Here is a 24,780-nt window from a genome sequence, read left to right on the forward strand (position 1 = left end):
CATCTGCTCATCAGGTCTCCCCGGCCGCCACCCCCCCCCACCCCACACCCCCCCCGCCGCCCCCGGCCCGGTCGCCCCCCCCATTACCACCCGGGGCGCCCCCCCCCGGCCGGCCGGGGGGGGGCCCGCCCCTGTCACGCGTACGAGAACGGGATCAGCCCTCGCTGACGCCCAGCTTCTCCAGGATCAGGTCCTTGACCTTCGCCGCGTCCGCCTGGCCGCGCGTGGCCTTCATGACCGCGCCGACCAGGGCGCCGACCGCCGCGACCTTGCCGCCGCGGATCTTGTCGGCGATGGCCGCGTTGCCCGCGATGGCCTCGTCGACCGCCGCGCCGAGCGCGCCGTCGTCCGAGACGACCTTCAGACCGCGCTTCTCGACGACCTCGTCCGGGGCGCCCTCGCCGGCGAGGACGCCCTCGATGACCTGGCGGGCCAGCTTGTCGTTGAGCGAACCGTCCGCGACGAGCGCCGAGACCCGGGCCACGTCGGCCGGGGTGATGGGCAGCTCCTCCAGGGAGACGCCCTTCTCGTTGGCGTTGCGGGCGAGTTCACCCATCCACCACTTGCGGGCCGAGGCCGCGTCCGCGCCCGCCTCGACCGTGGCGACGATCGGGTCGACCGCGCCCGCGTTGAGGATGGCCTGCATCTCGACCTCGGAGACGCCCCACTCCTCGCGCAGCCGGTTGCGGCGCACCCGCGGCAGCTCCGGAAGGCCCTTGCGCAGCTCCTCGACCCACTCACGGGACGGGGCGACGGGGACCAGGTCCGGCTCCGGGAAGTACCGGTAGTCCTCGGCGTTGTCCTTGATGCGGCCGGCGGTGGTGGTGCCGTCGTCCTCGTGGAAGTGGCGGGTCTCCTGCACGATCGTCCCGCCGGAGGCCAGGACGGCCGCGTGGCGCTGGATCTCGAAACGGGCGGCCCGCTCCACCGAACGGAGCGAGTTGACGTTCTTCGTCTCCGAGCGGGTGCCGAAGGTCTCGCGGCCGTGGGGGCGCAGCGACAGGTTCACGTCGCAGCGCATCTGGCCCTTGTCCATGCGCGCCTCGGAGACGCCGAGGGCGCGGATCAGCTCGCGCAGCTCGGCGACGTACGCCTTGGCGACCTCGGGGGCCCGCTCGCCCGCGCCCTCGATGGGCTTGGTGACGATCTCGATGAGCGGGATGCCGGCCCGGTTGTAGTCGAGCAGCGAGTGCGAGGCGCCGTGGATGCGGCCGGTCGCGCCACCGATGTGGGTGGACTTGCCGGTGTCCTCCTCCATGTGGGCGCGCTCGATCTCCACGCGGAAGATCTCGCCGTCCTCCAGCTGGACGTCCAGGTAGCCGTTGAAGGCGATCGGCTCGTCGTACTGGGAGGTCTGGAAGTTCTTCGGCATGTCCGGATAGAAGTAGTTCTTCCGGGCGAAGCGGCACCACTCGGCGATCTCGCAGTTCAGCGCGAGACCGATCTTGATGGCGGACTCGACGCCGACCGCGTTGACCACCGGCAGCGAGCCGGGCAGGCCGAGGCAGGTCGGGCAGGTCTGCGTGTTGGCGTCCTGGCCCAGCTCGGTCGAGCAGCCGCAGAACATCTTCGTCTTCGTGCCGAGCTCGACATGGACCTCCAGGCCCATGACGGGGTCGTACTCGGCGAGTGCCGCTTCGTACGACAGCAGTTCAGTGACAGTCACGGTGGAACTTTCCCTCTCAGCCCAGCAGGACGTCGTCGTCGCCGAGGCGCTTCAGCTCGCGGTACAGGATCGCGAGGCCGGTGACGATGGCGGCGGCGGACACGGCGGCGTCGACCAGGCGCAGCATGTCGCCGTCGCTGCGGGCCAGCTTCGCCTGCTTGGCGACGCTGACCGCGCCGAAGGCGGTGCTGGCCAGCGACACGTAGACGCCGGTCTTCGACTTCTTGAAGTTCTTCGCCTTCTTGGCCATGGCGTTCACAGTGCGGGAGCCTCCTCGAGCAGCGGGTGGCCCCACCTTTCCACGAACGCGGCCTCGACGGCCGCACCGACCTTGTAGAGGCGGTCGTCCTTCATGGCGGGGGCGATGATCTGCAGGCCGACCGGGAGGCCGTCCTCCGGCGCGAGGCCGCAGGGCAGCGACATGGCGGCGTTGCCGGCCAGGTTGGTCGGGATAGTGCACAGGTCCGCGAGGTACATCGCCATCGGGTCGTCGGCGCGCTCGCCGATCGGGAAGGCGGTGGTGGGGGTCGTCGGGGAGACGATGACGTCCACCTGCTCGAAGGCCTGCTCGAACTCGCGCGTGATGAGGGTGCGGACCTTCTGGGCCGAACCGTAGTACGCGTCGTAGTAGCCGGAGCTCAGCGCGTACGTGCCGAGGATGACGCGGCGCTTGACCTCGTCGCCGAAGCCGGCCTCACGGGTGAGGGCGGTGACCTCCTCGGCCGAGCGCGTGCCGTCGTCGCCGACCCGCAGGCCGTAGCGCATGGCGTCGAAGCGGGCCAGGTTGGAGGAGCACTCCGAGGGCGCGATCAGGTAGTACGCGGAGAGGGCCAGGTCGAAGGTCGGGCAGTCCAGCTCGACGATCTCGGCGCCCAGCTCCTTCAGCAGCGCGACGGACTCGTCGAAGCGCTGCATCACGCCGGCCTGGTAGTGCTCGCCCCGGAACTGCTTGACGACGCCCACGCGCATGCCGGCGACCGAGCCGTTCCGCGCCGCCTCGACGACCGGCGGGACCGGGAGGTCGATGGAGGTCGAGTCGAGCGGGTCGTGGCCGGCGATGGCCTCGTGCAGCAGGGCCGCGTCCAGGACCGTACGGGCGCAGGGGCCGCCCTGGTCGAGGGAGGAGGAGAAGGCCACCATGCCGTAGCGGGAGACGCCGCCGTAGGTCGGCTTGACGCCCACGGTGCCGGTGACGGCGGCGGGCTGGCGGATGGAACCGCCGGTGTCGGTGCCGATCGCGAGGGGCGCCTCGTACGCGGCGAGGGCGGCCGAGGAACCGCCGCCGGAGCCACCGGGGATGCGGGTCAGGTCCCACGGGTTGCCGGTCGGGCCGTAGGCGCTGTTCTCCGTGGAGGAGCCCATCGCGAACTCGTCCATGTTGGTCTTGCCGAGGATGACGACGTCGGCGGCCTTCAGCTTCTTGACCAGGGTCGCGTCGTACGGCGGGATCCAGCCCTCGAGGATCTTCGAGCCGACGGTCGTCGGCACGCCGACGGTCGTGAAGATGTCCTTCAGCGCCAGCGGCACACCGGCGAGCGGGCCCAGCTTCTCGCCCCGGGCGCGCTTCTCGTCGACGGCGCGGGCCTGCGCGAGGGCGCCCTCACGGTCGACGTGCAGGAAGGCGTGGACCTTCTCGTCGACGGCCTCGATGCGGGCCAGGTGCGCCTCGGTGACCTCGACGGCCGTCAGTTCGCCGGAGGCGATCTTCGCGGCGATCTCGGCGGCCGTGAGCTTGATGATGCTGTCCGTCATGGTCTTAGTCCTCCCCCAGGATCTGCGGCACCTTGAAACGCTGCTGCTCCTGGGCCGGGGCGCCGGAGAGCGCCTGCTCGGGGGTGAGCGACGGACGAACCTCGTCCGCGCGCATGACATTCGTCAGCGGCAGCGGGTGGGAGGTCGGCGGTACGTCTTGGTCGGCGACCTCGGAGACGCGGGCGACCGCGCCGATGATGTCGTCGAGCTGGCCGGCGAAGTGATCGAGTTCTTCGCCCTTCAGCTCCAGACGCGCCAGCCGTGCGAGGTGGGCGACCTCCTCGCGCGTGATGCCAGGCATGCGGATCCTCACGGGGTGAGTGTGATGGTGTTGACCCAATCCTATGGGGCCCGCACCTCTGCCCGTGAAACGGTTTGCCCCGGGGGCGGCCGGGGCGGCTACTGCACGACCTGGCCGGGGGCCGGGTCGAGCTCGGCGGCGGGGGCCGGGTCGAGCGTCACGGCGGTGGCCCGGCCGAGCTCGGCGGCGGCCGCGGCGGCGATGTCGGCGGGGCGGCGCCAGCCGTGCTCGCCCCGGGCCAGCAGCCAGGCGGTGGCCTCGCCGGGCGGCATGGCGGCGGCGACCAGCCAGCCCTGCACGGCGTCGCAGCCCAGGTCGCGCAGCCGTTCCCAGGTCTCGTCGTCCTCCACGCCCTCCGCGACGACGAGCAGGCCGAGGGAGTGGGCGAGGTCGACGGTGCAGCGCACGATCTCGGCGTCCTCGGTGTCCACGGCGAGCCGGGCCACGAAGGAACGGTCGATCTTCAGTTCGCTGACGGGCAGCCGACGCAGGTGCACGAGGGAGGAGTAGCCCGTGCCGAAGTCGTCCAGGGACATCTTGACGCCGTGGCCGGTGAGCCCGTTGAGGGTGTCGGCGGCCTTCTGCGGGTCCTCCAGGAGGACGTGCTCGGTTATCTCCAGCTGGAGGGCGCCGGCCGGGACGCCGTGGCGGGCGAGGCGGGCGGCGACGGCGCCCGCGAAGCCGGGGGTGTGGACGTCGCGCGGCGAGACGTTGACGGCGACCGGGACGTTCAGGCCCTGGGCGCGCCAGCGGGCGACCTGGGCCAGGGCGGTCTCCAGGACGTACTCGGTCAGGTGCGGCATCAGGCCGGAGGACTCGGCGATGGCGATGAACTCGTCCGGAGGAACCTTCCCGCGCTCGGGGTGGACCCAGCGGACGAGGGCCTCCAGACCGGCGACCTGGCCGTCGAAGCGGACCTTGGGCTGGTAGTGGAGTTCGACCTCGCCGGCGTCCAGGGCGCGGCGGAGGTCACCGAGGAGGCCGAGCCGGTCGGGGGTGTTGGAGTCGCGCTTGGACTCGTAGACCTCGACGCCGGTGCGGTCGCGCTTGGCCTGGTACATGGCGACGTCGGCGCGGCGGAGCAGGCCCTCGGCGTCGAGGGCGTGCTCGGGGAAGACGGCGACGCCGGCGCTGGCCTCCAGGACGAGGGTGAGGCCGTCGAGGTCGAGCGGGGAGGAGAGTTCGGCGACGAGATGGCGGGCGACGCGCTGGGCGCTGGTGGTGGAGTCGGCGGCGGGGAGCAGGACGGCGAACTCGTCGCCGCCGAGGCGGGCGGCCTCGGCGCCGCGGGGCAGGGCGAGGCGGAGCCGTTCGGCGATCTGGAGGAGGAGCCGGTCGCCCGCGAGGTGGCCGAGGGTGTCGTTGACCGAGCGGAAGCGGTCGAGGTCGATGAGGACGAGGGCGGCCCGGACGCCCTGGCCCTCGGCCTCCTCCAGGGCCGCCCAGGTGCGCTCCAGGAGCCACTGGCGGTTGGGGAGGCCGGTGAGCGGGTCGCGCAGCTGCTCCTCGGCGCGGGCGCGGGCGATCCAGAGGGTGGAGTCCAGGGCGATGAGGGGGACGGCGAAGAGGGGCAGCAGGATCGGCCGGGAGGCGGCGACGACGCAGATGAGGGGGGTGATGCCGAGGAGGGCGACGGCCACGAGGCCCTGGCGCAGCAGGGCGGTGCGGGCGACGGTGGGCAGGCCGCGGCCGGGGGGCGAGAGCGTGTACCACAGCAGGAGCCGGGTCGCGACCAGGTAGACGGCGGCGGCGAGCGCCACTTCCGGTACGTCCGCGATCCCCCAGTCGAGGGGCTGCCAGGGCTGTTCGACCGTCGGTACGTCTCCGAAGAGCGCGAGGACCAGGGCGGCGGCGCCGACGCCGAGGATGTCGGCGGCGCCGTGCAGGAGGCCCTGGCGCCAGCGGTGGCGGCGGGCCGCGCCGACCAGGACGACGACCGTGAGCGAGACGAGCCCGGCGGGCACCCAGCCGTACAGCAGCAGGACGGCGAGGGTGAGGGCGGCGCCGGACCCGGTGCCGCCCCACCAGCGGTCCCGGCCGAGGGCGACCAGGTGGCCGACGATGAGGCCGGTGAGGACGGCGAAGGACCAGCCGGTCGCGCCGCCGGGGAAGAGTCCGCGGCCGGTGCTCAGGGCCCACTGGAGGCCGGTGACGAGCACGGCGGCCGCGGTGCCCACCACGGCGGTGGGCAGGCCGGGGACGAAGCCGGCGGGGGCCACACGGCGACGCGGCCGTGCGACCGGGGCGGCGCTCTCGGTCGGTTCCATTCCCGTCCCTCTCACAGGCGGCGGTGCCGTCGGTGTGCGATGGGCCGCGGAGGCGGCCGTGTGTCGTCGTCCGTGGCGGGAGCGGCCGCGGGGCGGCCGCTCCTGGTGCCACGGGGCCGGTGTCCTGGCGCCGCACCGGGCAGAGCCCTCGCTCGGCCGTGCGGAACAGGACGCACGGTCTCCACACTAGGCCGCCGAGGGCGCGACGGGCAGCGCTCTCCATGTCTTGCCCGAATGCGAGCCGGCCACCCGTAACGATCTGGTATGCGCCGAACGGGTGAGCCTCGGGGGCGGCGAGGGGGTGTCCGCGGACGGTCAGCCGGCGACCGGGACGGCGGCCTCCCGAGCGGCTTCGGGCCCCTGTTCGAGCAGGATTCTGAAGCCGTCCTCGTCCAGAACCGGAACCTTCAGCTGCATCGCCTTGTCGTACTTGGAACCCGGGTTCTCCCCGACGACCACGAAGGCGGTCTTCTTGGAAACGGAACCGGAAACCTTGGCTCCGAGGGCTTGGAGCGACTCTTTTGCGCCATCCCTGGTGAAGTCCTGGAGGGTGCCGGTGACCACGACCGTGAGCCCGTCCAGCGGCCGGGGCCCGAGGTCCTCTCCCGCGCCCTCGTCCTCGAAGCTCACGCCCGCCGCCCGCCACTTGCGCACGATCTCGCGGTGCCAATCCTCGGCGAACCACTGCTTCACCGCGGCCGCGATAATGTCACCTACGCCGTCGGTCGCCGCGAGTTCCGCCTCGCTCGCCTGCTCGATCCGCTCCAGGGAACGGAACTCCCGGGCCAGCGCCTCGGCGGCGACCGGGCCCACGTGCCGGATCGAGAGACCGTTGAGGAAGCGGGCCAGCGGACGGGTCTTGGCCTCCTCGATGTTCCGCAGCATGGCGAGGGCGTTCTTCTTCGGCTCGCCCTTCTGGTTGGCGAAGACGTGGACGATCTTCTCCTCGCCGGTCTTCGGGTCCCGCTTGGGCAGTCCGCTGTCCGGATCGAGGACATAGGCCCTGATCGGCAGCAGCTGCTCGATGGTGAGGTCGAAGAGGTCGCCCTCGTCGGCGAGCGGCGGCTCGGCCGGCTCCAGGGGCCGGGTCAGCGCGGCGGCGGCCACCGCGCCGAAGTTCTCGATGTCCAGGCACTGGCGCCCGGCGAGGTAGAAGAGACGTTCACGCAGCTGGGCGGGGCAGGTGCGGGCGTTGGGGCAGCGGAGGTCGATGTCGCCCTCCTTCATCGGCTGCAGCGGGGTGCCGCACTCGGGGCACTCCGCCGGCATGACGAACTCCCGCTCGCTGCCGTCCCGCAGGTCGGCCACCGGGCCGAGGATCTCCGGGATGACGTCACCGGCCTTGCGCAGCACGACCGTGTCCCCGATCAGCACGCCCTTGGCCTTCACCACCTCCTGGTTGTGGAGGGTGGCGAACTCGACCTCGGAACCGGCCACCGTCACCGGCTCGACCTGCGCGTACGGCGTGACGCGCCCGGTCCGGCCGACGCCGACCTTGATGTCGATCAGCTTGGTGTTGACCTCCTCCGGGGCGTACTTCCAGGCGATGGCCCAGCGCGGGGCGCGCGCCGTGGAGCCCAGCCGGCCCTGGAGCGGGATCTCGTCCAGCTTGACGACGACCCCGTCGATCTCGTGCTCCACGGAGTGCCGGTTCTCGCCGAAGCGGGTGATGAACGCCCGCACCTCGTCGAGTGAGCCGACCACCTCGTTGTGCCGGGCGGTGGGCAGGCCCCACCCGCGCAGCAGCCCGTACGCCTCGGAGAGCCGGGAGATGTCGAAGCCCTCGCGGGCGCCGATGCCGTGCACCACCATGTGGAGCGGGCGGGAGGCGGTGACCTTGGGGTCCTTCTGGCGCAGCGAACCGGCCGCCGCGTTCCGCGGGTTGGCGAAGGGCTTCTCGCCCGCCTCCACCAGGCGGGCGTTGAGCCCCTCGAAGGCCTCCATCGGGAAGTAGACCTCGCCCCGGATCTCGACCAGGGCGGGGACGTTCTCGCCGCGGAGGCGGTCCGGGACGTCGGCGATGGTCCGGACGTTGGGCGTGATGTCCTCGCCGGTGCGGCCGTCGCCGCGGGTCGCGGCCCGGGTCAGCCGGCCGTGCTCGTAGGTGAGGTTGACCGCGAGGCCGTCGACCTTCAGTTCGCACAGGTAGTGGAAGTCGGGGGTGCCGACGTCCCGGGCGACGCGCTCGGCCCAGGTGGCGAGCTCCGCGTCGTCGAAGGCGTTGTCCAGGGAGAGCATGCGCTCCCGGTGCTCGACGGCGGTGAACTCCGTCTCGTACTGCCCGGCGACCTTCTGGGTCGGCGAGTCGGGCGTGCGCAGCTCCGGGTACTCCTCCTCCAGCGCCTCCAGGGAGCGCAGGAGCCGGTCGAACTCGCCGTCGCTGATGACCGGCTGGTCCTTCACGTAGTACCGGAAGCGGTGCTCCTCGATCTGCTCGGCCAGCTCGGCGTGCTTCTCCCGCGCCTCCGCGGGGGCCCCCTGTTCGACTGCCACCTTCGTCCGTCCTCCCGTACCTCAGAACCCGGTCACTCTGGGTTGTCCGCGAGTGATCTCGCCGCCCGGACGCAGTGGGCGAGCGCCGCCCGGGCGTACGCGGGCGAGGCGCCCGCCAGCCCGCACGTGGGCGTGACGACCACGGACTCGGCGAGAGTCCCCGGATTCAGCCCCAGCCTGCGCCACAGCGTCCTGACACCCATGACGCTACCGCCCGGGTCCGACAACGGGCCGTCGGTGGACGGCACCACACCGGCGAGGAGCTTCGTCCCGGCCTCCACCGCCTCCCCGATCGCCTCCTCGTCACGCTCGGTGAGGAGTCCGAAGTCGAACGAGACGGCGGCCGCGCCGGACCGGCGCAGCAGCGCGAAGGGGACGTCGGGGGCGCAGGAGTGGACGGCCACCGGCCCGTCGTGGACGGCGACGATGTCGCGCAGGGCGCTCTCCACGACCTGCCGGTCGACGGCCCGGTAGGTGCGGTAGCCGCTGGCGGTACGGACCTGCCCGCGCAGCACGGCGGTGAGCGAGGGCTCGTCGAGCTGGAGCACGATCCGGGCGCCGGGGACGCGCCGGGTGACCTCCGCGAGGTGCGCGCGCAGCCCCTCGGCGAGGGAGGCGGCCAGGTCGCGGCAGGCGCCCGGGTCGCCGAGGGCGGCCTCGCCGCCGCGCAGCTCCAGGGCGGCGGCGAGCGTCCACGGGCCGACGGCCTGGACCTTCAGGGGGCCTTCGTACCCCTGGGTGAACTCCTCCAGGGCGTCGAGGTCCTCACCGAGCCAGGAGCGGGCGCGCCGGGTGTCCCGGCCGGGCCGGTCGCTGACCCGCCAGCCGCTCGGCTCCACGTGCGCGTACAGCTCGACGAGCAGCCCGAGGGTCCGGCCGATCATGTCGGCGCCGGGCCCGCGGGCGGGCAGTTCGGCCAGGAAGGGGAAGTCCTCGAAGGAGCCGGCGACGGTCTTCGCCGCCTCGCGTGCGTCACCGCCGGGGAGGGACCCGACGCCGGTGGCGGGGCCCCACAGGGTCGTCTCGGTCACGGTCACCGCCCCGGACGGACGGTGAGGTCGTTGATCTCCGCGTCGCGCGGCAGGTCGAGCGCGGTGAGGATCGCCGTCGCCACCGACTCGGGGTCGATCCACCGCGACGGGTCGTACTCCTTGCCCTCCTGCTGGTGCACCTTGGCCTGCATGGGGCTGGCGGTGCGGCCCGGGTAGACGGAGGTGACCCGCACGCCGTTGCCGTGCTCCTCGTGGCGCAGCGCGTCCGCGAGGGCCTTCAGTCCGTGCTTGGAGGCGGCGTACGCGCCCCACTCGGCGTGCGCGTTGAGGCCGGCGCCCGAGTTCACGAAGACGACGTGGCCCTGGGCGACCCGCAGTTGGGGCAGGAAGTGCCGGGTGAGCTCGGCGGGGGCGATCAGGTTCACGTTGAGCTGGTGGTGCCAGGTCTTCGGCGTGAGCTCGCCGACCGGCCCGAGGTCGACGACCCCGGCGATGTGCAGCAGGCCGTCCACCCGTTCCGGCAGGCTCTGGTGCGAGAACGCCCAGGACAGCCGGTCCGGGACGGCGAGGTCCCCCACGAGCGTCCGGGCCCCGGGGAACGCGGCGGCGAGCTCCTTGGCCCGCCCCGCGTCCCGCGCGTGCAGCACGAGCTCGTCCCCGCGCGCGTGGAGGCGGCGCGCGACGGCCGCGCCGATGCCGGAACCGGCTCCGGTGATCACATGTGTAGCCATGGGAGCCATGCTCCCACCTGCGGTCAGCCGGAGGGGGACGGGGCGGGGGTGGTGGCGGACCAGAAGTCGGAGCGGACGTGGGGGGTGGGGATGCGGCCGGGGGGGTGGGCGGGGCCGTTGGGCGGGGAGGTGGGCGCGGCGACGTCGGAGGGCTCCACGCAGGGGGTGATGACGTCGAAGAACGCTTGCCCCTTGTACCCGATCTTCAGGGCCAGCTGAAAGCCGTCGGGCGACGTGGCGAACAGGGCGGGCATCTCCTGGCTCGGATTCACCGAGGTGATCCGGAAGCCGCTCTTCTTCCAGAAGCGCTCGACGACACCCAGGAAGCTGCCCCGCCGCTCCTGCGAGATGATGGTCGTCACCGCCCGGCGCCGGGTCACGTCGCAGCCACGCGCCGTGTGGGTGCGGTGGTTCCACTGGACCTCGGGCTCGATCGCCCCCAGAGTCGCGTCCAGCATGGCGTCCGCGCGGTCCGCCGCCTCCTGCATGTTCATCTCCGCCGCTCCTCCCTCGTCGCCCTGCCTTCCGCACCCCACGAGAACCACACCCGCCGTGACGACCGGCACTAGGACCCGCGCAACCTGTCGCAGGCGCTTCATCGATGCTCCTCGGTGGTGATCTCGTGCGGCTTTCCGCCGACGACCTTGGCGATGTTGGCCGCGGACGCCGCGTCCACGGTCGGCGTGAAGTACTGCGAATGAGCATCCATGAAGCCCAGGTCGCGGACCGGGCGGGGCCCGTCGTCGACCAGGAACCGACGGCCCCCGAATGCCTCACTCGCGGGGTCCTTGCCGAAGCGCAGGTCGTCATCGCCCCGGTCCGCGATGTCGGATGCGATGAGCGCGCCGCCGATCATGCCGGCCGGACCGAGGGGTGCTCCGACGAGGGCGCCGGCCACACCGGCCCCGCTCTGCTGGTTCGACGGCATCTTGGTGACCAGGTCGTTGTCGGCGGAACCGACGAAGACGTGGTCGCGGCCCACTCCCAGATCCTCGGCCCTGTCGACTCCGACACCGGGGCTGCCGACCAGGACGATGTCGTCGACGCCGGGAATGCCACCCGACTGCCTGGCAGCCGTTCCCACGGTGAGCGAGCCGTACGAGTGCCCGATGGCCGTCAGATGAGGGTCCTTGTTCTCGTTGGTCTCCGCGAGTCCCGCCATGAACTGGTTGTAGGCGCGCCCGCCCCGCTCGGCGTCACCGGTCGTGGCCACGTCCGCGAGCTGTGGCGCGTCGTAGCCGAGCCAGATGATCGACGCGCTGGACGGATCGACCTCCTGGGCTCCGAGGGCCGTGTCCTGCGCGCGCTGCATCGTGTCCTTCACGAATTCACCGTCCAGCTTGGTGCGGAAGCCCGGCACGTACGCCGACACGTTCCTCGACGTGTCCGGGTTGCCGTACGAGACGATCGCGCGCCCGTTGCCCTCGTCGCCGATTCCCAGCAGGAACATCGGCGGGTCGCTCGGCTCGTTCAGTTTGCCCTGGAGCATGCGGAGGGCGTTGAGCTTCGTCTCGGCGTCACCGTCGCCCCTGCGGGAGAGGTCCTCGATGAGGACGGGCAGGTAGTTGCGGTTCGCCTCGTCGCGGGCCGCTGCGGGGATGCCGTCCAGGTTGCCGACGAGGTCCGGGGCCACCTCCAGGTACTCCTGGCGCTGCTCGTCCGTCAGGCCGTCCCACCACTTCTTGCGTTCGGCGGGGCTCTTGTCCTCCGGTACGCCTGCGCCGAGGTGCATTCCGGCGGTGGAGCGGACGTCGGCGGTGTCCCGGAAGACGTCCTTCAGCGTGGCCTCGGTGACGTCCAGGCCCTTCTCGGCCCGCAGTCCTTGCAGGGTCCTGGCGTACCGCGCGTCGATCTCCCGCGCCGAGCGCACGGCCCGGGCGATCCGGTCGGCCACGTCCTGGGCCTTGGCCGCGTTCGGGTTGAGGGGAGCGAAACCCGAGTACCCCGGACGCAGGGAGGGTTGTCCGCCGGGGCCGAGGCCGGGCGGTTCCAGAGGGAGGCGGGAGTCGCCGCGCGTGGTGCTTCCCGGGGTCTCCTGCTTCGTACCCGTGAGGTCCTCGACCTCGGCGGCCGGATAGCTCACGGAGCCGTCGTCGTGGACGGTGAAGTGCAGGGCGGCGGCGTCGGCGAGGGCTTGTCTCAGCTGGTTCTGCGGCTCGGTGAGGTCGCCGGCGAGGCCGTTGAGGGCGGTGCGGACGAGCCCGCATTCACTGTGCAGGTACTGGAAGTTCCGGCTCAGGCGCCGGAGTCTGCCGAGGGCCGCTTCCGCCGCCTCGCTCTCCTGGGTCTCGCGGAGTTTCGCGGACATCGCCCGCTCGACCCGGGCGCGGTCGGAGTCGGAGCGGTTCGACACCGCGTGCCACGTGTCGCCGGCATCCGTGAACCCGGATGTCTTGAGGTCCCGGAGCAGTTGCCAGGTAAGGGTCTCCGTCATCGCCGGTCCCCGGCCTTCCCGGCCGGGCCGCCGGCGCCCTGGAAGGACCTCTCGATCGCGCTCTCGGTCTCGCCCATCTCCTTGGCCACGGTGAGCAGTGACCCCTTGAGCTGCTCGCACTCGTCCCGCACCGCTCGCAGACGCTCCTCCCAGGAGGTGAGCACGCTCATCAGGGCCGCGACGGAGGTGAGACCTCCCGGCGTGACGCCCTCATGGCCGGGGCGGAGCGCCGAACGGCTCGTCTCCGTGCTGGTGCGGAGGCCGTCGGCGGTTCCGGCGGCGCTGGTCCACGGGCCGCCGCTGTGCCGGAGAGTCCCGTTCCCGCCTCCGGAGCGGGGCCCCGGGACGGCCGACGCGAGCCTCGTGGCGGGCCCGCCGTCGAGCGGCCCGAACACCTCCTGCCAGCGCTCCGAATACGACACTGCGCCCCCCTCTGCGTCCCTGTTCCGTTTTCGCGCTCCGCGAGGCTAACGCACACGATTTGCAGTTCTGCTACTGGAAAGTGGATCTCCGCCGGGAAAGCACTCGATCATGTAGCAGGAAGGTCTCGTCATCACAAGAGCATCTGTGCGCACATCGCACACGTGAACGGTGCGTCGGGTCGCTCAGGTCAGCGCCGCCTCCAGGTGGGCGAGGGCCTCCGGGCCGTCGTCGGCGAAGCGGACGAGGTCGGCGAGGGGGACCGGGAGGAAGCCCTCCTCCTCCATGCGGCGGAACTGCGTCTTCAGGCCGTCGTAGAAGCCCTCGGTGTTGAGGAGCACCACCGGCTTGTTGTGCTTGCCGTGCTTCTTCAGCTCCAGGATCTCGGTGGCCTCGTCCAGGGTGCCGGTGCCACCGACCATGATCACGACGGCGTCGGACTTGGCGAGGAGGAGCGCCTTGCGCTCGGCCAGGTCGCGGGCGACGACCATCTGGTCCGCGCCGGTGCGGGCTTTGTGGGCGAGGAAATCCACCGAGACGCCGACGAGCCGGCCGCCCGCCTCCTGGACGCCGTCCGCGACGACCTTCATCAGACCGGTGTCGGAGCCGCCCCACACGAGGGTGTGGCCGGCCTTGCCGAGGAGGTGGGCGAACTCGCGGGCGGGGGCGGTGTAGCGCTCGTCCAGGGTGGCGGCGGAGAGGAAGACGCAGATGTTCATGGCCTCCACCGTAGGCCCTGACCAGCGGTTTCCAGGATTTCCGAAGAAAGTGCGGCGAGCGGCGATGAGTTCCGGTGACGGGTCCGGTCTGCACTGGCATGGACGAGGTGGACACCACGCTGAGCAGGGTCCGGGGGCGGGTCACGTCACGGGACGGCACACGGATCGCGTACGAGCGGTACGGCGAAGGGGACGGGCGCGGGCCCGCGGTGGTCCTGGTGAGCGGGGCGCTGCGCACGGCGGCGAGCGAGCGCCCGCTGGCCCGGCTGCTGGCACGGGACGTGACGGTCGTGACGTACGACCGGCGGGGGCGGGGCGCGAGTGGCGACACCGCGCCGTACGCGGTGGAGCGGGAGGTCGAGGACCTGGCGGCCGTGGTCGAGGCGGCCGGGCCGGGGGCGGCGCTGCACGGGACGGACACGGGGGGCGCGCTGGCGCTCGCCGCGGCGGCGGCCGGGGTGCCGGTGGGGGCGGTCTCGATGTACGAGCCGCCGTACGCGGCGGAGGCGGCGGCCCGGCGGCGCGAGGCGGCGGCGCTGCTGGCGCGGGGGCGGCGGGCGGCGGCGCTCGACGCGTTCCTCGCGGACGGGATCGTACGGGGGGAGCCGCGGCCGGTCCTGGAGGCCGTGGCGCACACCCTGGCGTACGAGGACGCGGTCATGGGCGACGGGACGGTGCCGGCGGTGCACGCGCGCGTGCTGGTGATCGACGGCGGCGCGAGCCCGGCCGCGGCCCGCCGCGCCGCCCGGGACGTCACGGCGGCCCTCCCCCGGGCCCGGCACCGGACGCTGACGGGCCAGACCCACGAGGTCGCCCCGCACGTGCTGGCGCCGGTCCTGTCGGCGTTCCTGCGGGAGTTCGCGGCGGAGGGCGCGGAGGCGGCGTAGGCGCGGGGTTCCGGTGCCGTCCCGCGGATCGCGCCGGGCCCGCCGGGGGGCGGGCCCGGCGGCTCAGGCTTCGGCGGAGGCCGCGGCGGGGGTACGGCGGGTGGTGGTCGCGATGGTGGCCGAGCCGACCACGCGCGTGCCGTCGTAGAGGACGATCGCCTGGCCCGGGGCCACGCCCCGGACGGGCGCGTCGAAGGTGACGCGCAGTTCGCCGCCCTCCAGGGTGGCCGAGACGGGTGTCTCGTCGCCGTGGGCGCGGAGCTGGGCGGTGTAGCGGCCCGGGCCCTCGGGCACGGTGCCGCACCAGCGGGGCCGGATCGCGGTGAGGGCGGTGACGTCGAGGGACTCGGCGGGGCCGACCGTGACGGTGTTGTTCACGGGCGAGATGTCGAGGACGTAGCGGGGCTTGCCGTCCGGCGCGGGGTGCCCGATGCGCAGGCCCTTGCGCTGGCCGATGGTGAAGCCGTACGCGCCCTCGTGGGTGCCCACCTTCGTCCCCGACTCGTCCACGATGTCGCCCTCGGCCCTGCCGAGGCGGGTGGCGAGGAAGCCCTGGGTGTCGCCGTCGGCGATGAAGCAGATGTCGTGGCTGTCGGGCTTCTTGGCGACGGCGAGCCCGCGCCGCTCGGCCTCCGCCCGGATCTCGTCCTTGGTGGTGAGGGTGTCGCCGAGCGGGAACATCGCGTGGGCGAGCTGCTTCTCGTCCAGGACGCCGAGGACGTACGACTGGTCCTTGGCCATGTCGGAGGCCCGGTGCAGCTCGCGCGTGCCGTCCTCGTTGACCAGGACGGTGGCGTAGTGGCCGGTGCAGACCGCGTCGAAGCCGAGCGCGAGGGCCTTGTCGAGCAGCGCCGCGAACTTGATCTTCTCGTTGCAGCGCAGGCAGGGGTTGGGGGTGCGGCCGGCCTCGTACTCCGCGACGAAGTCGTCCACGACGTCCTCGCGGAACCGCTCGGCGAGGTCCCACACGTAGAAGGGGATGCCGATGACGTCGGCCGCCCGGCGCGCGTCGCGGGAGTCCTCGATCGTGCAGCAGCCGCGCGCTCCGGTGCGGAAGGACTGCGGGTTCGCGGAGAGCGCGAGGTGCACGCCGGTCACGTCGTGGCCCGCCTCGACCGCGCGGGCGGCGGCGACGGCGGAGTCCACTCCGCCGGACATGGCGGCGAGTACCCGGAGAGGGCGGGTGCGGGGGCTCTGGGGCGGGGTCTGAGTCATAGCCCTACCAGGGTACGGGGCGCCGGGAACCGGCGTGGCGGTCGTGAGCGTTCTGGCAGTCATGGGGAGCGAGCCGGGGAAGAACGTGGGGCGGCGCGCCGTGCTGCTCGGGGGCGGGGTCGCCGTGCTGGGCACGGCGGCGCTGGCCCGTGAGGAGCTGACGCGGGCCTGGTGGCGGCTGCCGTGGATGGAGAAGGAGCGGACCGACGGCGAGCTGGACCACAAGCCGGCCGAGTGGCGGGCGGCGTCGGCGGCGAACTCCCGGCGGGCCGACCGGCCGGACGACTTCTCCGTCGACCGGGTGGTGATCCACGTCGTGCAAGGCAGCTACGCGACCGCCCTGAAGGTCTTCCGCGATCCGCTGCACGGGGCGGCCACGCATTACGTCGTCCGCAAGGACGGGCACGTGGCGCAGATGGTGCGGGAGCTCGACGTGGCCTTCCACGCCGGGAACCGGGACATGAACGAGCGGAGCATCGGCATCGAGCACGAGGGGTTCGTGGACCGGCCGGAGGACTTCACGGCGGCGATGTACGCGGGCTCGGCGCGGCTGACGGCCGACATCTGCGCCCGGCACGGGATACCGGTGGACCGGGAGCACATCATCGGGCACGTGGAGGTGGAGGGCACCGACCACACCGATCCCGGTCCGCACTGGGACTGGGACCGGTACATGGAGCTGGTGGCGAAGGAGCGCGCGCGTCTGGACGGCGGCGGCTCGGCCCGGGCCGCCGGACGGGGGACGCGCGGCTGAACCGGCGGTACGGGCCGGGACTCCGGGCCGCCGCCCGGAACCCGGCGCCGCCGTCAGCTGAGGCCGGCGGTGCGGGCGCGGGCAACGGCCGGGCCGATGGCCTCGGCGACCGCCGCGACGTCCGCCTCCGTGGAGGTGTGGCCGAGGGTGAAGCGGAGGGTGCCGCGGGCGAGGTCGGGGTCGGTGCCGGTGGCGAGCAGGACGTGGCTGGGCTGGGCGATGCCCGCGGTGCAGGCGGAGCCGGTGGAGCAGGCGATGCCGGCGGCGTCGAGGAGGAGGAGCAGGGAGTCGCCCTCGCAGCCGGGGAAGGTGAAGTGCGCGTTGGCGGGGAGCCGGTCGACGGGGTCGCCGCCGAGGAGGGCGTCGGGGACGGCGGTCCGGACGGCGTCGACGAGGGCGTCGCGGAGGGCGCCGACCTCGCGGGCGAACTCCTCGCGGTGCTCGGCGGCGTGACCGGCGGCGACGGCGAAGGCGGCGACGGCCGGCACGTCGAGGGTGCCGGAGCGGACGTGCCGTTCCTGTCCGCCGCCGTGCAGGACGGGTACGGGGGTGTGCTCGCGGCCGAGGAGGAGGGCGCCGATCCCGTAGGGGCCGCCGATCTTGTGGCCGGAGACGGTCATCGCGGCGAGGCCGGAGGCGGCGAAGTCGACCGGGACCTGGCCGACCGCCTGGACGGCGTCGGCGTGCAGCGGCACGCCGAACTCGTTGGCCACGTCGGCGAGTTCGCGGACCGGCATGACGGTGCCGATCTCGTTGTTGGCCCACATGACGGTGGCGAGGGCGACGGAGCCGGGGTCCCGGGCGACGGCCTCGCGCAGGGCCTCGGGGTGCACCCGGCCGTAGTGGTCCACCGGCAGGTACTCGACGGTCGCGCCCTCGTGGACGGCGAGCCAGTCGACGGCGTCGAGGACCGCGTGGTGCTCGACGGGGCTCGCGAGGACCCGGACGCGGCGCGGGTCGGCGGCGCGGCGGGACCAGTAGAGGCCCTTGACGGCGAGGTTGTCGGCCTCGGTGCCGCCGGAGGTGAGGACCACCTCGCTGGGGCGCGCGCCGAGCGCGGCGGCGAGCGTCTCGCGCCCCTCCTCGACGGTCCGCCGGGCTCTGCGGCCGGCGGCGTGGAGGGAGGAGGCGTTGCCCGTGACGCCGAGGTGGGCGGTCATCGCCTCGATCGCCTCGGGGAGCATGGGCGTGGTCGCGGCGTGGTCCAGGTAAGCCATGGTGGCTCGATTCTACGAGTCCCCCACGGGAGTCCGGCCCGGGGACCGGGCGGGACCGGGCTGCGGGCGGGGCCGGGCGGTGCTCGGAGCCTCCAGCGCCCGGACCCGGGCCCCGCCGGGCCTGCCCCGTTCAGCCCCTCGGCGCGCGGGCCAGCTGGCGGGACTGGGCGACCAGGCGGTCGGCGCTGTCCCAGACCTCGGCGTCCTCCTCCAGGAAGCCGCCGGCCAGGTTGCGGGTGGTGATGGAGACCCGGAGCGGGCCGGGCGCGGGGCGGCAGCGGACGTGGGTGGTGAGTTCCACGGTGGGCGTCCATCCCTTGAGGCCCAGCTCGAAGGAGGTCGGCGGCAGGGCGTCGACCGTGAGCAGCAGGGAGAGCGGGTCGGGCTCGCGACCGTCGGCGAGGCCGAACCAGGCGCGCATCTCGCCCTTGCCCGAGGGGGCGCCGATCGCCCAGCCGACGCAGGCGGGGTCGAGGCGGATGTCGAGCCGCTCGGTGATGGCGGAGGAGCCGGGGATCTGCGGGGTGGGGCCGTCGGAGGCGCCGAAGCACTGGTCGAGGGGCGCGAGAGCCGGCGGCGTCGCGGTGGTGCGGACGTCGTCGGGGAGGGCGTCCAGGTCGCCGTAGGAGGCGAGGACGCGGATGCGCTCGACCTCGGTGCCGTCCTCCTCGTACTGGAGGAGTGAGGCCTGGCCGGTGGAGAGCGTCCGGCCGGTGCGGACGGTCTCGGTCCTGATCACCGCGGGGCCCGGCACGGACGGCGTCAGGTAGTGCGCCGAGATCGTGAACGGGTCGGGGTGCGGGAGGTGGTCACCGAGGGCGCGGCCGAGCAGGGCGAGGAGGTATCCGCCGTTGACGGCGTGGATGATCGTCCAGCCGGCGGAGAGGTCGGCGTCGTAGACGCCCGGCTCCCGGCGGGTGACGGCGGTGTCGCGGTCGAACTCGCTCGTCGTGGCGACGTTCTCCGCGGTCGTCTCGGTGCGCGTGCTCATGCCGCAGACCGTACAGCAGAAAACTACTGAGCGGTAGCTTTCTGTACGTCCTCCTCCCGGGCGGCCGAGCGGCGGTTCCAGGCGCGGGGCGCGCGCCAGTGGTAGCGCAGGGCCAGGATCCGCAGGACGAAGGCGGTGAGGACGGCGGCGCCGCTCGTGTACGCGTTGAGCGCGTCGAACCGGATGCAGAGGACGACCATCGTGGCGCCGACGATCGCCGGCACCGCGTACAGGTCGCGGTCCCAGCGGAGCAGCGAGGGCACCTCGTTGGCGAGCACGTCCCGCAGGACGCCGCCGCCGACGGCGGTGGCCAGGCCGAGCGCGGCGGAGGAGGTGAGGCCGAGCCCGTAGTCGTACGCCTTGGTCGTCCCGGTCACGCAGAAGAGGCCGAGACCGGCGGCGTCGAAGACGTTCACGGCGGTCTGGGTGCGCTCCACCACCGGATGGAGGAAGAAGACGAGGGCCGTCGCGACCAGCGGCATGAGGAAGTAGCCGAGATCGGTGAAGGCCGCGGGCGGTACGGCGCCGATGATCAGGTCGCGGAAGAGACCGCCGCCGAGCGCGGTGACCTCGGCGAGGACGGCGATGCCGAAGACGTCGAAGTTCTTGCGGACGGCGAGCAGGGCGCCGGAGATGGCGAAGACGAAGATGCCGACGAGGTCCAGGGCGTGCTGGACATCGGGGCTGAACAGGTCGTGGAGCACCGCCCCATTGTCCCGGTCGCTCCGGCGCGGGGCGGCGGGGCTCCCCCGCGCCCGGCCGTGGGCGGGCGTCCGCCGGGAGGGGCGGGACGCGGGCCCACGGCCGGGAGGGGCGTCGCGGCGCGGATCAGGCGCCGGGCGCGGCGTCCTGCGCGGCCGGCCCGCCGGCGGCCTCCGGCTCCGCTCCGGCCTTCGCCGCCGGCTCCGTCGCCTCCGGCTTCTTCGTGCTCGTGACGTCCACCGACTCGCGGGCCGCCGGGACGGTGACGCCCTCCGCGTTCTCCGGGTGGTGGCAGGCGACCCGCTGCCCCGGGCGCAGCTCCAGGAGCGGGGGCTCCTGCGTCCTGCACACCTCCGTCGCCTTCCAGCAGCGGGTGTGGAAACGGCAGCCCGGTGGCGGGGCGATCGGGGACGGGACGTCACCGGTCAGCAGGATCCGCTCGCTCTTGGCGCCCCGGCGGCGCGGGTCCGGGATCGGGACGGCCGACATCAGGGCCCGCGTGTACGGGTGCATGGGCGACTCGTACAGGGACTTCCGGTCCGCCAGCTCGACGATCTTGCCGAGGTACATCACCGCGATGCGGTCGGAGACGTGCCGGATGACCGACAGGTCGTGCGCGATGATCACGTAGGTGAGGCCGAGCTCCTGCTGGAGGTCGTCCAGGAGGTTGACCACCTGCGCCTGGATGGAGACGTCCAGGGCGGAGACGGGCTCGTCCGCGACCACGAGCTTCGGCTTGAGGGCGAGCGCGCGGGCGATGCCGATGCGCTGGCGCTGGCCGCCGGAGAACTCGTGCGGGTAGCGGTTGTAGTGCTCGGGGTTGAGGCCGACCAGGCCGAGGAGGCGCTGGACCTCCTTCTTCAGGCCGCCCTCGGGCTCGACGCCCTGGAGCTTGAAGGGGGCGGAGACGATCGTGCCGACCGTGTGGCGCGGGTTCAGCGAGCCGTACGGGTCCTGGAAGATCATCTGGATGTCCCGGCGCATCGGGCGCATGCCCGCGATGCCGAGGTGCGAGATGTCCGTGCCCTGGAACTCGACGGTGCCGTCGGTCGGTTCGAGCAGCCGCGTGATCAGGCGGCCCATCGTGGACTTGCCGCAGCCGGACTCGCCGACGACGCCGAGCGTCTCACCGGGCAGCACCTCGAAGTCGATGCCGTCGACCGCCTTGACCGCACCGGTCTGGCGCTGGAGGAGGCCCTTCCGGATGGGGAAGTGCTTCTTCAGGCCGGTGACCTTGAGCAGGGGTTCCATAGTGTCGCTCACAGCTTCGGCGCAATCTCTTCGGTCCAGATACGGGTCCGCTCCTCCTGCGGCATGTGACAGGCGGAGTAGTGGCGCTCGCCCGCCAGGGTCAGCTCGGGCCGCTGGGTGCGCGTGATGCCGCCCTTGGGGACGTCCGCGTACGGGCAGCGGGGGTTGAACGCGCAGCCGCTGGGGACGTTGATGAGGCTGGGCGGGTTCCCCTTGACCGGGATGAGCCGGTCGGTCTGCTCGCGGTCGATGCGGGGCATCGAGCCGAGCAGGCCCCAGGTGTAGGGGTGCTGCGGCTCGTAGAAGACGGACTCGGCCGGACCGCGCTCCACGCACCGCCCGCCGTACATCACGAGGATGTCGTCGGCGAGCTCGGCGACCACGCCGAGGTCGTGGGTGATGATGATGACCGCGGAGCCGAACTCCTTCTGCAGGTCCCGCATCAGGTCCAGGATCTGGGCCTGCACGGTCACGTCGAGCGCGGTGGTCGGCTCGTCCGCGATGAGCAGCTCGGGGTTGTTGACGAGTGCCATGGCGATCATGGCGCGCTGGCGCATGCCGCCGGAGAACTCGTGCGGGTAGTTGTCGACCCGCTTGGCCGGCTCGGGGATGCCCACCCGGTCGAGGAGTTCGACGGCCCGCTTGCGGGCGGTCTTCTTGTCCACGTCGTGGTGGATGCGGTACGCCTCCACGATCTGGTTGCCGACCGTGTAGTACGGGTGCATCGCGGACAGCGGGTCCTGGAAGATCATGGCCATCTCGCGGCCGCGCATCCTGCGGACCTCGTCCGGGTTCGCGGAGAGCAGCTCGCGCCCGTTCAGCCAGATCTCGCCGGAGATGCGGGCCTTCTGCCGGCCGTACTGGCCGACGGTGTGCAGGCCCATGATGCCGAGCGAGGTGACCGACTTGCCGGAGCCGGACTCGCCGACGATGCCGAGGGTCCTGCCCTTCTCCAGCTGGAAGGTGAGGCCGTCGACGGACTTGACCAGGCCGTCGTCGGTCGGGAAGTGGATCTTCAGGTCGCGTACGTCGAGGAAGGCGTCGGAGGGGGCGGACTTCCCCGTGGCGACCGGCTCACCGACCGCCGCGCCGGTCTTCGTCAGCTTGTCCGTCATGCGAGCCTCACTCGGGGGTCGATCACCGCGTACAGCAGGTCCACGACGAGGTTGGCGATGACCACACAGGACGCGGTGACGAGCGTGACGGCCAGGATCAGCGGCAGGTCTCGCTCGCTCACGCCCTTGATGGCCATCCAGCCGAGGCCCTGGAGGTTGAACGTGGTCTCGGTCAGGATCGCGCCGCCGACGAGGGCGCCGAGGTCCATGCCGAAGATGGTCAGGATGGGGGTCATGGTGGAGCGCATGGCGTGCTTGCGGAGCACGACCGGCTCGGTCAGGCCCTTGGCCCGGGCGGTGCGGATGTAGTCCTCGCCGAGGACCTCCAGCATGGTGGCGCGGGTGAGCCGCGCGTACATGGCCGCGTAGAGGAAGGCGAGGGTGACCCAGGGCAGGATCAGGCCGCCGAACCAGCCGCCGAAGGACTCGGTGATCGGCACGTACGAGGCGTTGAGCCAGCCGAGCTGGGTGCGGAAGACGAACATCGCCAGCATGCCGGTGAAGAAGATCGGCAGCGAGACGCCGGCGAGGGCGGTCATCATCGCCGTGCGGTCGACGATCGTGCCGCGCTTCAGCGCGGAGATCACACCCGCGGAGATGCCGAGGACCAGCCAGAGCGCCGCGGCGCCCAGCACCATGGAGAAGGTGACGGGGAAGGCGTCGACCATCATCGTCCACACGTCCTGCTCGGTGCGGAACGAGTAGCCGAAGCACGGGGCCGCGCAGTGGATGGTGGAGCCGCCGCCCGTGTAGTCACGGCCGACGAAGATGCCGGACACGAAGTGCCAGAACTGCACCAGGATCGGCTCGTCCAGGCCCAGCTTCTGCCGGATGGCCTCGATGGAAGCCGGATCCGCCTGCTTGCCGACGAACATCGCGGCAGGGTCGCTGCCGGTCATCTTGGGGATGAGGAAGAAGATGCTGAGCGTCACGAGAGTGACGACGAGCAGCATCACGACGACGGCGAAGAGCCGTCGGACTATGTATGCAAGCATGCGGTCGGCCGGGCGGTGGCCGGGGCCCCCGGTGGGGAGCCCCGGCCACCGCGCGCGGCCATCACCTGCCCTTCGGACCTGGCGGCGGGTGGTGCGCCGTTGAAACGGGTCGGATTACTTGACGCCGAGCGACGCGTAGTCGTAGCGGCCGTTGTAGGCGTCCGCCGTGTAGACGTTGGTCAGCCGGGAGCTGCGCCAGATGATGTTCTTCTCGTGGGTGAAGGGCAGGTAGACCGCGGCCTCCGAGACCTTCGTGTTGATCTGCTTGTAGAGCTCGCCCGCCTTGACCGGGTCGGTCTCCTTCAGCGCCTTGTCGAACAGGCCGTTGATGGCCGGGTCGTTCAGCTCCGAGAAGTTGTTGTTGCCGCTCTGGAGGATGAAGCGGCCGTCGACCAGCGGCTGGAGGAAGCCCTGGCCGGTCGGGAAGTCGGCGCCCCAGCCCATGATGATGATGCCGTAGCCCTTGCTCTTGACGACCTTCGGCGAGCCGATGATGCCGGACGTCTGGGCGCCGTCGAACAGGTCGATCTGGGCGTCGATGCCGACGGCCCGCAGCGACTGCTGGAGGGACTCGGCGGTGGCGATCTCGATCTTCTTGTTGTTGCGGACCGCGATCGTGGTCTTGAAGCCGTTCGGCTTGCCGCACTTGGCGAGGGCCTCCTTGGCCTTCGCGATGTCGGGCTTGCCGCTGAGCTTGCCGTACGGGTCGGCCTTCGGGTCGGCGCCCTTGATGGCCGGCGGGAGCATGTTGGTGGCGATGTCGCCGCCGCCCTGCGGGCCGCCGCGGGCGGTCTGGAGGGACTTGGAGTCGGCCGCGTAGATCATGGCCTTGCGGCACTCGATGTTCGGCGTGACCGTCTGCGGGAAGACCGCGTACCGGATGAAGCCGGTCTGCGGGTTGTCCACGTTCTCGTTGTGGCGCTGCAGGACCTTCTGGCGGGCGGCGGCGCCGACACCGGTCGCGTTGATGTCGAGGTCGTACTCGCCCTCGACGAGGCGGTTGTCCATGTCGTCGGCGTTCGTGGTGAACGTGACGCTGATGCTGTCCGGCAGGGCCTTGCGGACGGTGTCCGTCTTGGCGTCCCACTTGTCGTTGCGGACGAGCTTGATGGACTTGTTCGGCGTGTACGACTGCCACTTGTACGGGCCGGAGGAGAACGGCTTCAGGCCGTACTTGGCGCCGGTGTCCTTGTCCTTGCGGACCGGGGAGGCGGCCGGCATGGCCAGCATCTGGAGGAAGTCGCCGTTGGGGGCCGGCAGCTTGAAGACGATGGTCTTGTCGTCCGGCGTCTCGATCGCCTTGAGGCCGAGCTTGTCCGGGGTGCTGTCCTTGTACGGGCCCTTGTACTCGGCCTTCGGGTCGAGCACCTGCTGGAGGTAGATCGGGCCGCCGGAGATGACGTCCTGGGCCCAGATGCGCTCGATGCCGTACTTGATGTCCTTGGAGGTGATCGGCTTGCCGTCCTCCCAGGTCACCCCCTCCTTCAGCGTGAAGGTGTAGGTCAGGCCGTCGGGCGAGACCTTGCCGGTGTCGGTGGCGAGGTCGGCGACGAGCTCGGTGGAGGCGGCACCCGGGGCGGCCTTGAAGGTGACCAGCTGGCGGGTGTAGTAGCGGGCGAAGTCCCAGACGAAGCCGTAGTAGCCGCGCTGCGGGTCCCAGCTGTCGGCCTCCTGCGAGCCGATGAACTTCAGCTCGCCGCCCTTCTTGTCCGAGGGGTTGAGGACCTTGTTGACCGCGCCGTTGAAGACGAGGTCACCCTTGCCCTTGCTGCCGCCGCCGTCGCCGTTGCCCCCGCCGCAGGCGGTGGTGACGACCATCGTGGCCGCGGCGAGCAGCGCGCCCGCGGCGATTCTGCGCTGAGAACTCTTCAGCATGGG

22 protein-coding genes are annotated in these 24,780 nt (G+C 72.2%); 2 read left to right on the forward strand and 20 right to left on the reverse strand.

Annotation, left to right across the window (positions count from 1 at the left end; translation table 11 throughout):
* Window positions 1-154 precede the first annotated feature (154 nt).
* The 12 genes from gatB to ACFY60_RS01095 form a co-directional block, all read right to left on the reverse strand.
* Window positions 155-1,666 (reverse strand): Asp-tRNA(Asn)/Glu-tRNA(Gln) amidotransferase subunit GatB, encoded by a 1,512-nt coding sequence (gene gatB, locus ACFY60_RS01040; protein ID WP_388607844.1) that lies wholly within the window; start codon window positions 1,664-1,666, stop codon window positions 155-157.
* Between the two features lie 16 nt (window positions 1,667-1,682).
* Entirely contained in the window at window positions 1,683-1,916 is a 234-nt protein-coding gene (locus tag ACFY60_RS01045) for a hypothetical protein (protein ID WP_250765831.1), read from the reverse strand.
* A 5-nt stretch (window positions 1,917-1,921) separates the two neighbouring features.
* Window positions 1,922-3,418: an Asp-tRNA(Asn)/Glu-tRNA(Gln) amidotransferase subunit GatA gene (gene gatA, locus ACFY60_RS01050; RefSeq protein WP_388607841.1), complete on the reverse strand. Its 1,497-nt coding sequence runs from the start codon at window positions 3,416-3,418 to the stop codon at window positions 1,922-1,924.
* A 4-nt stretch (window positions 3,419-3,422) separates the two neighbouring features.
* Window positions 3,423-3,719: an Asp-tRNA(Asn)/Glu-tRNA(Gln) amidotransferase subunit GatC gene (gatC, locus tag ACFY60_RS01055; RefSeq protein ID WP_015036350.1), complete on the reverse strand. Its 297-nt coding sequence runs from the start codon at window positions 3,717-3,719 to the stop codon at window positions 3,423-3,425.
* A gap of 98 nt (window positions 3,720-3,817) precedes the next feature.
* Window positions 3,818-5,986 (reverse strand): putative bifunctional diguanylate cyclase/phosphodiesterase, encoded by a 2,169-nt coding sequence (locus ACFY60_RS01060; RefSeq protein WP_388607840.1) that lies wholly within the window; start codon window positions 5,984-5,986, stop codon window positions 3,818-3,820.
* Between the two features lie 315 nt (window positions 5,987-6,301).
* On the reverse strand, window positions 6,302-8,479 hold the full coding sequence (ligA, locus tag ACFY60_RS01065) for an NAD-dependent DNA ligase LigA (RefSeq protein WP_388607838.1): 2,178 nt from the start codon (window positions 8,477-8,479) through the stop codon (window positions 6,302-6,304).
* Window positions 8,480-8,511: 32 nt separating this feature from the next.
* On the reverse strand, window positions 8,512-9,510 hold the full coding sequence (locus tag ACFY60_RS01070) for a methionine synthase (protein ID WP_388607837.1): 999 nt from the start codon (window positions 9,508-9,510) through the stop codon (window positions 8,512-8,514).
* A gap of 2 nt (window positions 9,511-9,512) precedes the next feature.
* Window positions 9,513-10,211 carry an SDR family oxidoreductase gene (locus ACFY60_RS01075; protein ID WP_388607835.1) on the reverse strand — a complete coding sequence of 233 codons (699 nt, stop codon included), beginning with the start codon at window positions 10,209-10,211 and terminating at the stop codon, window positions 9,513-9,515.
* A 14-nt stretch (window positions 10,212-10,225) separates the two neighbouring features.
* Entirely contained in the window at window positions 10,226-10,696 is a 471-nt protein-coding gene (locus tag ACFY60_RS01080; protein WP_388607833.1) for a hypothetical protein, read from the reverse strand.
* A 101-nt stretch (window positions 10,697-10,797) separates the two neighbouring features.
* On the reverse strand, window positions 10,798-12,636 hold the full coding sequence (locus ACFY60_RS01085) for an alpha/beta hydrolase (RefSeq protein WP_388607832.1): 1,839 nt from the start codon (window positions 12,634-12,636) through the stop codon (window positions 10,798-10,800).
* Entirely contained in the window at window positions 12,633-13,058 is a 426-nt protein-coding gene (locus tag ACFY60_RS01090; RefSeq protein WP_388607830.1) for a hypothetical protein, read from the reverse strand. Before ACFY60_RS01090 ends, ACFY60_RS01085 begins: the two co-directional genes overlap by 4 nt.
* A gap of 183 nt (window positions 13,059-13,241) precedes the next feature.
* A complete protein-coding gene (locus tag ACFY60_RS01095) occupies window positions 13,242-13,775 on the reverse strand; it encodes a TIGR00730 family Rossman fold protein (protein WP_388607828.1) in 534 nt (177 codons plus the stop codon).
* 98 nt (window positions 13,776-13,873) lie between these two features.
* On the opposite strand from ACFY60_RS01095, the gene ACFY60_RS01100 reads away from it, so the two are divergent.
* On the forward strand, window positions 13,874-14,662 hold the full coding sequence (locus ACFY60_RS01100) for an alpha/beta fold hydrolase (protein WP_388607826.1): 789 nt from the start codon (window positions 13,874-13,876) through the stop codon (window positions 14,660-14,662).
* A gap of 63 nt (window positions 14,663-14,725) precedes the next feature.
* On the opposite strand, the gene mnmA is transcribed toward ACFY60_RS01100, so the two are convergent.
* Window positions 14,726-15,877, reverse strand: coding sequence for a tRNA 2-thiouridine(34) synthase MnmA (gene mnmA / locus ACFY60_RS01105; RefSeq protein ID WP_388607825.1), 1,152 nt, complete (start codon window positions 15,875-15,877; stop codon window positions 14,726-14,728).
* 61 nt (window positions 15,878-15,938) lie between these two features.
* Between mnmA and ACFY60_RS01110 the strand changes: the two genes are divergently transcribed.
* Window positions 15,939-16,631, forward strand: a complete 693-nt coding sequence (locus ACFY60_RS01110) for an N-acetylmuramoyl-L-alanine amidase (RefSeq protein WP_388608175.1) — start codon at window positions 15,939-15,941, stop codon at window positions 16,629-16,631.
* A 53-nt stretch (window positions 16,632-16,684) separates the two neighbouring features.
* On the opposite strand, the gene ACFY60_RS01115 is transcribed toward ACFY60_RS01110, so the two are convergent.
* From ACFY60_RS01115 to ACFY60_RS01145, 7 genes are all read right to left on the reverse strand, one after another.
* Complete coding sequence (locus tag ACFY60_RS01115; protein WP_388607823.1) at window positions 16,685-17,848, reverse strand: cysteine desulfurase family protein; 1,164 nt, start codon at window positions 17,846-17,848, stop codon at window positions 16,685-16,687.
* 130 nt (window positions 17,849-17,978) lie between these two features.
* The gene (locus ACFY60_RS01120; protein WP_388607822.1) at window positions 17,979-18,839 is read right to left on the reverse strand and encodes a thioesterase family protein; all 861 of its coding nucleotides are present in this window, start codon (window positions 18,837-18,839) and stop codon (window positions 17,979-17,981) included.
* Between the two features lie 23 nt (window positions 18,840-18,862).
* Window positions 18,863-19,543, reverse strand: coding sequence for a trimeric intracellular cation channel family protein (locus tag ACFY60_RS01125; RefSeq protein WP_345285718.1), 681 nt, complete (start codon window positions 19,541-19,543; stop codon window positions 18,863-18,865).
* A 124-nt stretch (window positions 19,544-19,667) separates the two neighbouring features.
* Complete coding sequence (locus tag ACFY60_RS01130; RefSeq protein ID WP_388608173.1) at window positions 19,668-20,792, reverse strand: ABC transporter ATP-binding protein; 1,125 nt, start codon at window positions 20,790-20,792, stop codon at window positions 19,668-19,670.
* 8 nt (window positions 20,793-20,800) lie between these two features.
* Window positions 20,801-21,907, reverse strand: a complete 1,107-nt coding sequence (locus ACFY60_RS01135) for an ABC transporter ATP-binding protein (RefSeq protein ID WP_388607820.1) — start codon at window positions 21,905-21,907, stop codon at window positions 20,801-20,803.
* Window positions 21,904-22,902, reverse strand: coding sequence for an ABC transporter permease (locus ACFY60_RS01140; RefSeq protein ID WP_388607817.1), 999 nt, complete (start codon window positions 22,900-22,902; stop codon window positions 21,904-21,906). Before ACFY60_RS01140 ends, ACFY60_RS01135 begins: the two co-directional genes overlap by 4 nt.
* Before the next feature lie 114 nt (window positions 22,903-23,016).
* A complete protein-coding gene (locus ACFY60_RS01145; RefSeq protein WP_388607815.1) occupies window positions 23,017-24,777 on the reverse strand; it encodes an ABC transporter substrate-binding protein in 1,761 nt (586 codons plus the stop codon).
* Between the last annotated feature and the right edge of the window lie 3 nt (window positions 24,778-24,780).

The organism is Streptomyces sp. NPDC012827, from assembly GCF_042900905.1.
Classification (GTDB): domain Bacteria; phylum Actinomycetota; class Actinomycetes; order Streptomycetales; family Streptomycetaceae; genus Streptomyces; species Streptomyces gulbargensis.

Bases quoted from the DNA above. Each gene is read 5' to 3' on its own strand.
- ACFY60_RS01045 (WP_250765831.1), bottom strand. From the start codon at position 1,916: ATGGCCAAGAAGGCGAAGAACTTCAAGAAGTCGAAGACCGGCGTCTAC.
- gatA (WP_388607841.1), bottom strand. From the start codon at position 3,418: ATGACGGACAGCATCATCAAGCTCACGGCCGCCGAGATCGCCGCGAAG.
- gatC (WP_015036350.1), bottom strand. From the start codon at position 3,719: ATGCCTGGCATCACGCGCGAGGAGGTCGCCCACCTCGCACGGCTGGCG.
- ACFY60_RS01060 (WP_388607840.1), bottom strand. From the start codon at position 5,986: ATGGAACCGACCGAGAGCGCCGCCCCGGTCGCACGGCCGCGTCGCCGT.
- ACFY60_RS01075 (WP_388607835.1), bottom strand. From the start codon at position 10,211: ATGGCTCCCATGGCTACACATGTGATCACCGGAGCCGGTTCCGGCATC.
- ACFY60_RS01080 (WP_388607833.1), bottom strand. From the start codon at position 10,696: ATGAACATGCAGGAGGCGGCGGACCGCGCGGACGCCATGCTGGACGCG.
- ACFY60_RS01085 (WP_388607832.1), bottom strand. From the start codon at position 12,636: ATGACGGAGACCCTTACCTGGCAACTGCTCCGGGACCTCAAGACATCC.
- ACFY60_RS01095 (WP_388607828.1), bottom strand. From the start codon at position 13,775: ATGAACATCTGCGTCTTCCTCTCCGCCGCCACCCTGGACGAGCGCTAC.
- ACFY60_RS01100 (WP_388607826.1), top strand. From the start codon at position 13,874: ATGGACGAGGTGGACACCACGCTGAGCAGGGTCCGGGGGCGGGTCACG.
- mnmA (WP_388607825.1), bottom strand. From the start codon at position 15,877: ATGACTCAGACCCCGCCCCAGAGCCCCCGCACCCGCCCTCTCCGGGTA.
- ACFY60_RS01110 (WP_388608175.1), top strand. From the start codon at position 15,939: ATGGGGAGCGAGCCGGGGAAGAACGTGGGGCGGCGCGCCGTGCTGCTC.
- ACFY60_RS01115 (WP_388607823.1), bottom strand. From the start codon at position 17,848: ATGGCTTACCTGGACCACGCCGCGACCACGCCCATGCTCCCCGAGGCG.
- ACFY60_RS01120 (WP_388607822.1), bottom strand. From the start codon at position 18,839: ATGAGCACGCGCACCGAGACGACCGCGGAGAACGTCGCCACGACGAGC.
- ACFY60_RS01130 (WP_388608173.1), bottom strand. From the start codon at position 20,792: ATGGAACCCCTGCTCAAGGTCACCGGCCTGAAGAAGCACTTCCCCATC.
- ACFY60_RS01135 (WP_388607820.1), bottom strand. From the start codon at position 21,907: ATGACGGACAAGCTGACGAAGACCGGCGCGGCGGTCGGTGAGCCGGTC.
- ACFY60_RS01140 (WP_388607817.1), bottom strand. From the start codon at position 22,902: ATGCTTGCATACATAGTCCGACGGCTCTTCGCCGTCGTCGTGATGCTG.
- ACFY60_RS01145 (WP_388607815.1), bottom strand. From the start codon at position 24,777: ATGCTGAAGAGTTCTCAGCGCAGAATCGCCGCGGGCGCGCTGCTCGCC.